This window comes from Chthoniobacterales bacterium (assembly GCA_039930045.1).
Classification (GTDB): Bacteria; Verrucomicrobiota; Verrucomicrobiia; order Chthoniobacterales; family DASVRZ01; genus DASVRZ01.
The window spans coordinates 101891-112399 of sequence record JBDSQB010000023.1; the positions used below are offsets into that span (position 1 = coordinate 101891).

The 10509-nt window shown below is 59.1% G+C and carries 8 protein-coding genes; 2 read left to right on the forward strand and 6 right to left on the reverse strand.

All coding sequences use genetic code 11. The features are described 5' to 3' along the window. Positions 1–65 precede the first annotated feature (65 nt). Positions 66–1208, forward strand: a complete 1143-nt coding sequence (locus tag ABIT76_15790) for an efflux RND transporter periplasmic adaptor subunit (protein ID MEO7934611.1) — start codon at positions 66–68, stop codon at positions 1206–1208. 7 nt (positions 1209–1215) lie between these two features. Then, positions 1216–4338, forward strand: coding sequence for an efflux RND transporter permease subunit (locus ABIT76_15795; protein ID MEO7934612.1), 3123 nt, complete (start codon positions 1216–1218; stop codon positions 4336–4338). A 6-nt stretch (positions 4339–4344) separates the two neighbouring features. Here the strand turns inward: ABIT76_15795 and ABIT76_15800 are convergent, their stop codons facing one another. The 6 genes from ABIT76_15800 to ABIT76_15825 all read right to left on the reverse strand — a co-directional run bounded on the left by ABIT76_15800 (position 4345) and on the right by ABIT76_15825 (position 10360). Next, entirely contained in the window at positions 4345–4899 is a 555-nt protein-coding gene (locus tag ABIT76_15800) for an Rrf2 family transcriptional regulator (protein MEO7934613.1), read from the reverse strand. A gap of 285 nt (positions 4900–5184) precedes the next feature. Next, positions 5185–5457, reverse strand: coding sequence for a DUF2442 domain-containing protein (locus ABIT76_15805; GenBank protein MEO7934614.1), 273 nt, complete (start codon positions 5455–5457; stop codon positions 5185–5187). Next, positions 5438–5677: a DUF4160 domain-containing protein gene (locus ABIT76_15810; protein ID MEO7934615.1), complete on the reverse strand. Its 240-nt coding sequence runs from the start codon at positions 5675–5677 to the stop codon at positions 5438–5440. Before ABIT76_15810 ends, ABIT76_15805 begins: the two co-directional genes overlap by 20 nt. A 12-nt stretch (positions 5678–5689) precedes the next feature. Continuing rightward, positions 5690–8539 (reverse strand): ribonucleoside-diphosphate reductase subunit alpha, encoded by a 2850-nt coding sequence (locus ABIT76_15815; protein ID MEO7934616.1) that lies wholly within the window; start codon positions 8537–8539, stop codon positions 5690–5692. A gap of 47 nt (positions 8540–8586) precedes the next feature. Beyond that, positions 8587–9153, reverse strand: coding sequence for a dCTP deaminase (dcd, locus tag ABIT76_15820; protein MEO7934617.1), 567 nt, complete (start codon positions 9151–9153; stop codon positions 8587–8589). 34 nt (positions 9154–9187) lie between these two features. After that, a complete protein-coding gene (locus tag ABIT76_15825) occupies positions 9188–10360 on the reverse strand; it encodes a ribonucleotide-diphosphate reductase subunit beta (protein MEO7934618.1) in 1173 nt (390 codons plus the stop codon). Positions 10361–10509 lie beyond the last annotated feature (149 nt).

Here is a 10509-nt window from a genome sequence, read left to right on the forward strand (position 1 = left end):
CTCGCCTGATTTTTTCCAAACTTTTCCAGCTTCCGGCCCGATCTTTTTCGACGGCGTACTTCTTTATGAACCTAGCAGATTTCTTTTTTCCAGTCCGTCGAGCGATTCTTCCCTGGATATTGCTCGGCAGTCTGGCCGCTTGTGGAAAAAAACCCGCGCCGCCTCACCCTTCGACGCCGGAGGTGACTGTTTACACCGTCCAGCCGGAAACGATCTCCGTGACCACGGAATTGCCAGGGCGGCTCGATCCGGTGCGCGTCTCGGAAGTGCGCGCGCGCGCCACGGGGATTTTGCTCAAACAGCTTTTCCGCGATGGCAGCGAGGTGAAGGAGGGCGAGGTGCTCTTTGAGATCGATCCGGCTCCGTTGCAGGCCGGCCTGTCGAGTGCGCAGGCTAATTTAAGCAAGGCTGAGGCGAATCAGAAACAAAGCGCGGCCAACTTCCAGCGCTATCAAAGTCTCATCAAAACCGGCGCGATCAGTCGGCAGGATTACGACCAAGCCGTGGCCACCTCAGCACAAGCCAACTCCGATGTGCAAAACGCCCGCGCTGCCGTCGAGACTGCCCAGCTCAATCTCGGCTACGCCAAAGTCACCGCGCCGATTTCCGGCCGCATCGGCAAGGCGAGTGTCACCGAAGGCGCGCTCGTCAGCTCCACCGAGGCTACGAAAATGGCAACGATCCAGCAACTCGATCCGATCTATTTCGATTTCACCCAATCCAGCACCGACGTGCTGCGTTTGCGCCGCGCGCTTGATTCCGGCACCCTGAAAAACGTCGAGCCCGGCGCGGCCCAGGTTACACTCTTACTGGAGGACGGCAGCACGTATGCGACGGGTGGAAAACTGCTCTTCTCCGATGTCGCGGTCGATCCGACTACGGGGATGATCACCCTGCGCGCGGAATTCCCCAACCCGGATCGGATTTTGCTCCCCGGCATGTTTGCCCGCGGACGTCTGGAGCAGGCGGTGAACAACGAGGCGCTGACCGTTCCGCAGCGCGCAGTCGCCCGTGGCCCAAATGGGACTTCCAGTGTGCTCATCGTCGGCGACGACAACAAAGTGCAGGCCCGCGTCGTGCAGGCCGGCAACGCCTGGAAGGACAAATGGATCATCGCCAGCGGACTGAAAGCCGGCGAGCGGATCGTCCTCGAAGGACTGCAAAAAGCGCCTCCCGGCTCCACGGTCAAACCGGTTCCAGCCAAGTAGAAACATCATGGCCAGATTCTTTATCGACCGCCCGATTTTTGCCTGGGTCGTCTCCATTTTGATCATGCTGCTCGGCGGGCTGTCGATCAAGACGCTGCCCGTCGCGCAATATCCAAGCATCGCGCCGCCCTCGATTGCAGTGACGGCCATTTACGCGGGAGCATCGGCAGAGACGTTGCAAAATTCCGTGACGTCCGTCATCGAGCAGCAGCTCAACGGCATCGACAATCTGCTCTACATGTCCTCGAGCAGCGACGCGACTGGGCGAGCGACGATCACGCTCTATTTCCTGCCGGGCACGAATGCCGACACCGCCCAGGTGCAGGTGCAGAATAAGGTGCAACTCGCCACGCCGTCGCTCCCGCAAACCGTGCAGCAGCAGGGCGTAACCGTGGCCAAGGCGACGCGGAATTTCATGATGTTTTTCACGCTGTCTTCTCCAAAGGGCAGCATGGATGCCATCGCGCTGGGCAACTACATTTCCGCCAGCGTGCTCGACCCGATCCGGCGAGTGTCCGGCGTCGGCGAGGCGAACATGTTTGGCACCGAATACGCCATGCGCATCTGGATGAACCCAGAGAAACTGAATAGTTTCAACCTCACTTCCAACGATGTCCGCAGCGCGCTCCAAGCTCAGAATATCCAGGTGCCGGTCGGCCAGATCGGATCGCTTCCGGCGGTTCCAGGCCAGCAACTGAACGTCATTCTTCAGGGCCGCTCGACCCTGACCTCGGTGAAGGAATTTGAAAACATCCTCCTCCGCGTCAATCCCGATGGAAGTCGCGTGCGCCTCGGCGATGTCGCCCGCATCGAACTCGGCGGAGCGGATTACAGCACCGCCGCCCGCGTCGATGGACGCCCTGCCGCCGCCGTCGCGATCAAGCTCTCGCCGACTGGCAACGCGCTCGACACGGCCGATGCGGTGCGCGCGCGCCTGAATGAACTCGCCGCGTTTTTTCCGCCTGACACGCGAATCGATTACCCGCTCGACACCTCGACTTTCGTTCGTATCTCCGTCGAGGAAGTCATCAAGACGCTCACCGAGGCCATCATTCTGGTCTTTCTCGTGATGTATCTTTTCCTGCAAAATATCCGCACGACGATCATCCCAACCGTCGTGGTTCCAGTCGCGTTGTTGGGCACTTTTGCCGCGCTTTCGGCCTTCGGATTTTCCATCAACGTCCTCACCATGTTCGGCATGGTTCTGGCCATCGGCATCCTAGTCGATGACGCCATCGTGGTCGTGGAAAACGTCGAGCGCATCATGAGTGAGGAAGGTCTGAGTCCGCTCGAAGCCACTCGCAAGGCGATGGGCCAGATCACCGGCGCGTTGATCGGCATCACCACCGTGCTCGTGGCCGTCTTCATTCCGATGGCGTTTTTCAGCGGCTCGGTCGGGGCGATTTACCGGCAGTTTTCGCTCTCCATCGTGTCGGCGATGTTGTTTTCCGTCTTCCTCGCCATGTCGCTCACACCTGCCTTGTGCGCGACGCTCCTCAAACCGGTCGAAAAAGGCCACAAGCACGAAAAGGGCGGCTTCTTCGGCTGGTTCAACCGCACATTTGCCAGCGCGACGAATCGCTATCAAGGCTCCGTCGCGAAGATCCTGAAACGCAACGGACGCGCCATGGCCGTCTATGCCGCGCTGGCGGCGGCGATGGTTTTCCTTTATTTGCGGATGCCATCGTCGTTCCTGCCGGAGGAGGATCAGGGTTACTTCATCACCAACATCCAGCTCCCGGTCGGTGCCACGAAAACGCGCGCCGACGAGGTCCTCAAGCAAGTCGAGGCTTACTACGGCAAGCAGCAGGAAATCGAGAGCTTCATCACCGTCGCCGGGTTCAGCTTCAGCGGACGCGGGCAAAATTCCGCGCTGGCTTTTGTTCGGCTCAAAGACTGGAAGGACGACGCCCGCGCTGGCACGGAGCACAAGGTTAAAGCCATCATCGTCCGCGCTTTCGGGGCCTTCAGTCGAATCAAAGACGCCATGGTTTTCCCGATCAATCCGCCGCCGATTCCCGAGTTGGGCACAGGCTCTGGATTCCTTTTTGAGTTGCAGGACAAGGCAGGGCTCGGTCACGACGCTCTCTTCAGCGCGCGCAACCAGCTCCTCGGCTTGGCCGCGAAAGATCCCCGTCTGGCCGGTGTGCGCCCGCAGGGTTTGGAAGACGCGGCCCAGCTTCGCATTCAGACCGATGAGGACAAGGCGAGCGCTCTCGGCGTTTCTTTGGCGGACATTAATTCGACTCTGGAAGCCGACTTCAGCTCCATCTACGTGAACAACTTCGTCAACGGCAACCGCGTCCAGCGCGTGATCATGCAGCTCGACGCGCCCTATCGCATGAGCCCCGACGACGTGGGGAAGGTCTTCGTGCGCAACGCCACCGGCACAATGGTTCCCCTCTCCGCCTTTGCCCGGCTCGAATGGACTTTCGGCTCGCCCGCCTTGCAGCGTTACAACGGCTTCCCCTCCATCGAAATCGTCGGCTCGTCGCCTCCCGGCAAAAGCACGGGCGAGGCCATGCAGGCAATGGAAGAGATCGCGGCCAAACTCCCACCCGGCATCGGTTACGAATGGAGCGGCATGTCCTACGAGGAACGCCTCTCCGGCGCACAGGCACCGCGGCTTTATGCCATTTCGCTGATCGCCGTTTTCCTATGTCTCGCCGCGCTTTATGAGAGCTGGTCCATCCCGTTTGCCGTCATTTTGGTTGTGCCGCTGGGCATCCTCGGGGCCTTGCTGTCCACGACTTTGCGCGATCTGCCAAACGACGTTTACTTCAAAGTCGGCCTGCTCACCACGGTCGGTTTATCCACTAAAAACGCCATCCTCATCATCGAGTTTGCCAAGGACCTCATGGCCGAGGGCAAGGGCCTTATCGAGGCCACGCTGGAGGCGGTTCACCTGCGACTCCGGCCCATCCTTATGACCTCCTTCGCCTTCATCCTCGGTGTGCTCCCGCTCGCTGTGGCGACTGGTGCGGGATCGGCGAGTCAGAACGCCATCGGCACCGGCGTCATCGGCGGCATGATCACGGGAACGTTTCTCGCCATCTTCTTCGTCCCCGTCTTCTTTGTGGTCGTGAGAGGTTTCTTCAAGGGGAAACCGGCGGCGCAGAAAGAAGTCTAACCCGACTCAGTCCTTGCCCTCGCTGTGGCTGGCGGTGAAGCCGACCAGACGCGAACGATCCGGGGCGGGATCGCGGCGGCCGCCGAAGAGATCCTCCAGCGAAAAGGGCATCGCCACGTGGTCGCGCCGCATGTTTCGGAGAGTCACTCCCACCACGTCGGCCAGCGTGTATTTATCCAGAATCGCCGAGATGGCATTGCGCACATCGAGCATCAGCATCCGCAGCCCGCAATGAATCTCGTCGGGACAGGTGCAACGCTCGTAGGCCGTCACACTCACACAACCGATCGGGGCCAGCGGACCGTCAATCAACCGCACCACATCGCCGAAACGAATCTGATCCATAGGCATCGCCAGATAGAATCCGCCATGCGCGCCCCGCTTCGTCGCGAGATAACCGGCGTTGCGGAGTTGCATCAATATCTGATCGAGAAACTTCACCGGGAGCCTCTCCTTTTCCACCAACTCACCGGCGCGCAGGAGCGGCTTGCCGAGTTCCTGAGCCATGCCAAAATCAATCAATGCCCGGAGGGCGTATTCGCCACGCTTGGAAAGTTTCAAAGTAGATAGACCTAATCAGGATTCCGGGAGAAATGCAAGTGGTGCGGGAGTAGTTCCAGCCTCGAAAATCCCGAAGCCCAACAAATTCACAGCAGGTGGCTTTTCGGAATCCCGAACGCTCCAGTCCGCTTGATCCCTGCTCCGTGCGTGGTGATCCCCACCTCTGAATTTTTTCGAGCTTCAAAGTCTAAATCGCTCGATCACTCCGGCCATGGAAAGTAGCTATTAAAAAAACCGCGATGAAAGCTGTGGCGAGAAGCTTCATGTTTTCGAATCAGCAACTACCTAGACTGGCGGTAGTTGGAAATGCCCCGAAACGACTCCAGGAACGGTGAGGTCTTCGTCGAGTTCTTCCCAGCGGAGGGCGTAGCCATTGAGTTCGATTTGGATGCGGGCCAGTTGCTCGTTGGTCGCTTGGGAGAGGATGCGGAAGCGGTCTGCGGGAAAGCCGAAGATGCGTCCGTCATGGAGTTCCAAATAGATCGTGCGATCGACGGTCCATGCGCGGAGGGCGACTGGCTCGGTGATCTGGATGGATTCAGCGAGTGTGGTAGGCATGGAAGGCTTCGGTTAGTGTTGTTCGGTTCTCGAAGACGAGCCGTTCGATCTCTCGAACGTCGTGCGGTTTCACTCCCCGATTATAAGCGAGGCCCACGTCGGGAGCGAGCCAGTATTTGCACTCACCGTCGGCGCTGCGGACGTGGATGTGCGCAGGCTCACTCCCTTCATCGGAGTAGAAATGAAATCGGAATGGGCCGATGCGCAGGACCGTCGGCATTGGAAACCTCCTCTACTGGCAACTTTCGCAGGTGCCGCCGGTGCGCATGGCTTCTAGACTGCAGGCTAGTTTTTCGGAGTCGGTGACTTCGGATTTGGCGGCTACTGCGGCGGTAGCGGGACGGCGGTCGCGGCTGGCGCTGTCGATGGTACTCTTGTTTAACGTGCGGAGGTAGTAGGTGGTTTTTAGGCCGCGTTCCCAGGCTTCGCGATACATGAAGCTGGCGGCGCGGGCGTCGGGTTCGGCGAGCCAGAGGTTGGTGCTCTGGGCTTGGTCGATCCATTTCTGGCGGACTGCGGCGGCTTGCAAAATCCACGTCGGGGCGATCTCGAAGCTGGTTTTGTAGAGTTCGCGGAGTTCGAGCGGGATGCGCTCGATGCCCTGGACACTGCCGTCGAAGTATTTCAGGTCGGCGAGCATTTCCTCGTCCCAGAGGCCGAGGGCTTGCAGGTCGCGCAAGAGGTGGTCGTTGGTGCGAATGAATTCGCCGCTCAGGTTCGACTTGGTGTGGATGTGTTTGTAGGTGGGCTCGATGCACGGGGTGCAGCCGAGGATGTTCGAGATGGTGGCGGTGGGCGCGATGGCGAGGCAGTTGGAATTTCTCATGCCCTGGGTGCTGATTTTTTCCCGAAGCGAGTTCCAATCGAGTCTGCTTTTGCGGTCGACGAGGATGGGGGTGCCGCGCTCGCTTTCGAGGAGATTGAGCGTGTCGAGGGGCATCATGCCGCGGCTCCACTTGGAACCGGCGTAGCTGGGGTATTGTCCGCGTTCGGCGGCGATGTCGCTGGAGCCTTCGTAGGCGTAGTAGGCGAGCGCTTCGAGGGCTTCGTCGTTGAAATCGACGGCGGCAGGGCTGTCGAAGGCGATGCGTTTCTCGTAGAGGGCGTCCTGCATTCCCATGATGCCGAGGCCGACGGGACGGTGCCGGGTGTTCGAATTCTCCGCGGCTTCGACGGGGTAGAAGTTGATGTCGATGACGTTGTCGAGCATGCGCATGAGGGTGCGCACAGTGCCGCGAAGTTTATCGTGGTCGAGCGAGCCATCCTCGCGGAGGTGACCGGCGATGTTGACGCTGGCGAGGTTGCAAACAGCGACTTCGTCGGAGGAGGTGTTGAGCTCGATCTCGGTGCAGAGGTTGGAGTTGTGGATGACTCCGGCGTGGTCCTGCGGGTTGCGGACGTTGGCGGGGTCTTTCCAGGTCATCCAGGGGTGGCCGGTCTCGAAGAGCATTTCCAACATGCGTTTCCAGAGCTGGAGGACGCGGACTTTGCGGCCCCAGAGTTTACCTTCTTCGACGAGTTTTTCGTAATGTTCGTAGCGTTCCTCGAAGGCGCGTCCGTAGATTTCCGGGAGGTCGGAGACTTCGTTGGTGCGGAAGAGGGTCCAAGTGGCGTCGCGCGGAAGCTGGCCGTCGGAGATGGCTTTGAGGCGTTTCATGAACACGTCTGGAATCCAGTGCGCGGTGTTCATGTTGTGGGTGCGGCGGCGGTCGTCGCCGGTTTCCTTGCGCAGATCGAGGAAGTCCTCGATGTCGGCATGCCAGAGTTCGAGATACGAGCAGAGAGCGCCGGGACGTTTGCCGCCCTGGTTGACGGCGATGGCGATGTCGTTGGAGACTTTTAGGAATGGAATGACGCCGGAGCTTTCGCCGTTGGTGCCGTGAATGTGCGCGCCGCTGCCACGAATGGCGGTCCAGGAGCAGCCGAGTCCCCCAGCCCACTTCGAAAGATGGGAGAAGCGGCGCCACGTTTCCGTGATGTCCTCGATGCAATCGCCGCAATAAAGGAGGTAGCAACTGGAGAGCTGCGGATGGACGGTACCGGCGTTGAAGAGGGTGGGCGTGGAGCTGCAAGCGCGGCGGGTTTTATAGATTCCGTAGAACTCGACGGCGCGGGCTTCGCGGTCGGATTCCTTGATGGAGAGGCCCATGGCAACTCGGAGCCAGAAAATTTGCGGGGCTTCGAGGCGGCGTTTTTTATTGGAAACGCTGTCGTGAGTGTGGATGAGGTAGCGGTCGTAAAGGGTCTGGATGCCGATGAAGTCGAACTGCAAATCGGCGAACGGATCGAGCGAGCCTGCGAGTTTTTTCAGGTCAAACTCGGCGAGGCGTGGATCAAGGCGGCGGAGTTCGATGCCGAGCGGAATGTAGGCGAGGAAGGCTTTGCGATGGGCGTCTTTCAACGCCTGCAAACCGTCGGCGACATGCCACGGCAACGTTTCCTCGTAGATGTAGGCGAGCAGGATGCGGGCGGCGAAGAAACGCGCGTCGGCGTCGAGGTCAAGGAGCGATTTGGCGTTGAGAACGATGGTGTCGCGGCGTTCCTCGGCGGAGAGATTAATCGAGGTGCTGCGGAGAAGGCGCACGACGAGGTCGTCGTCGCTCAAGGCGAGTTTGAGTCCAATCTTGGCGAAGGAAATGCGGCTGCGGATGTCGGCAAGTTGCTCGCGGGTGGCGAGTTCCATCTGGCCGTCCTCATCGTTTTCCGAGAGCGGCTGGATGCGTTGGGCCGCACGAGTGGCGCGATATTTTCCATAAGCGACAGCGACGCGGGCCTCGCCAATTTCGATCAAAGTCGTCTCAACGAGGTCCTGGAGTTCCTCGATGTGGAGGAAAAGCGGCCGCTCTTTTCTCATGCGATACTCGATTTCCGCACGCACCTGGCGGCCCATTTCCTCGGCTCCGATGGCGAGGCAGGCGGCGTTGACGGCGCGTTCGATTTTGTGGCCGAGCCAGGAAACGACCCGGGGCTTGCCCGAGGTGTCGCCCGGTAAATCGCGGCGGATGACTTGCGGATAATCGGTCGAAAGGGCGTTTTCGGCGATGTCGTTGCTGAGGCTGAAGGATGCGGTGGATGTGCTCATGAGGCGGTCTGATTTCGAGTTAGGTAACAATGGGGACGGAACAAAATTTACATGCGTGGCGTGGTGATCCCGCGCTGGGCCTGGTATTTGCCAGAGCGGTCGGCGTAGCTAGTTTCGCACGGCTCGTTGGCGGCGAGAAAGAGAACCTGGGCGAGGCCTTCGCCGGAGTAGATCTTGGCGGGCAACGGCGTGGTGTTGGAGATTTCCAGGGTGACGTGGCCCTCCCATTCGGGTTCAAACGGGGTCACGTTGACGATGATGCCGCAGCGCGCGTAGGTGCTTTTGCCGACGCAAAGCGTGAGAACGTCGCGAGGAATTCGGAAATATTCGACGCTACGGGCGAGTGCGAAGCTGTTCGGCGGAACGAGGCAGTACTCGCCCTGGATATCCACGAACGAACGCGGATCAAAGACTTTCGGATCGACGACGGCGTTGTAAACATTCGTGAAAACCTTGAACTCATCCGCCACGCGCAGGTCGTAGCCGTAGCTCGAAAGTCCGTAGCTGATGACCTGCCGGTCGCCGCTTTTGCGGACGAGTTTTTCCTCAAACGGCTCAATCATGCCGTGCTCTTTCGCCATGCGACGAATCCAATGGTCTGCGTGAACGCCCATAATAAGAAACCTAAAAGTGGAACCTGAGTAAGACCTAAATGAGGTCGTCTTCGTTGCTGTTCTGGACGCTGCCGCCGGTCTGATATTCGGTGACGCGAGTCTCGAAGAAGTTCTTTTCCTTGCGCAGGAAAATGACTTCGTCGAGCCAGACAAATGGGTTCATTCGCACGTCGGAAAGGATCTGCAAGCCGAGGCTGGCGAGACGGCGGTCGGCGTTGTAATCGACATAGGTGAGGAAGTCGGCCTGCGTCATGCCGACGCCGTCTTCCGGCAGGCAGTCGCGGACGAATTCCTTCTCGAGTTCCACGCCTTCCTTCATGAATGCGACCAGTTCCGCGCGAAATTCCTCGGTCCAGAGATCGGGATTCTCGGCTATCAACTGCGACAAAATATAACGTCCGAGTTCAATATGATTCGACTCGTCGCGCAGGGTGTATTGGAACATTTGGCCGATGCCGGTCATTTTATTCTGCCGATGGAGCGACAAAATCATGGCGAACAACGCGTAAAACTGCGTACCTTCCATGACTTGCGTGATGCCGAAAAGTGCCTTGGCGAATTTCTGCTTGTTGACCGTCTCGGTGAGGTCGATGCCCATTTTCAACTCCGGCATCTGGCGTTGAATGAAGGCGTTTTTTTTCTGCACGCTCGGGATGTCGCTGAATTTCGCGGTGACTTCGTCGAGGTCGATGTTAAGCGAGCCAATGATGTGAAGGAGCGAATCCATGTGGATGGATTCTTCGGCGATCTGGCGGAGCGAGGCGTGTTTCAGCTCGGCGGCAGTGAGGTTGTCCTCGATTACGTGCAGCACGGAATCGCCCACGATGCCCTCGGCGGCTGAGAAATATCCGACTCCCATCTCGATGATCCAGCGCTCTTTCTGCGAAAGCGTGTTGCCATTCCATTGGGCGCAATCCTTGGTCATGTCGATGACGTCCGGCTCCCAGTGGTTGGCCTTCATCTGTTTATAGATGCGGTACGCCTCGTGGTATTTGAGCGGCAGGATGTTTAATTCCGCGCTGCGCAAGCCGTTGATCACGCGTTTGCCCGCCAGACGCGCGCGCGCCTTCGTTTTATCGAGGCGGAAGGTTTTCTTCCCAAATTGGTACACGACAAAGTCGCCTTCCTCGCGCACGGCGAGTTCGGGCGTGGTGAAATTGAGCGCGTCGGTGGAAGACGCGGGCGGTTCGTCGAGGGCAGTGCTCATCGGATTTGGAATGGAATTTTGGAAAAGCGCTTGAGCCATCACGCGCGGTGTATTTGAAAGGCGCCGGGACACAAAAAGGCCTTCCGAATTCACCTCTCGTACGATGAGGAAAACCGAAGGCTTCGCAAGCGCACCGCTGACCGCAGCGG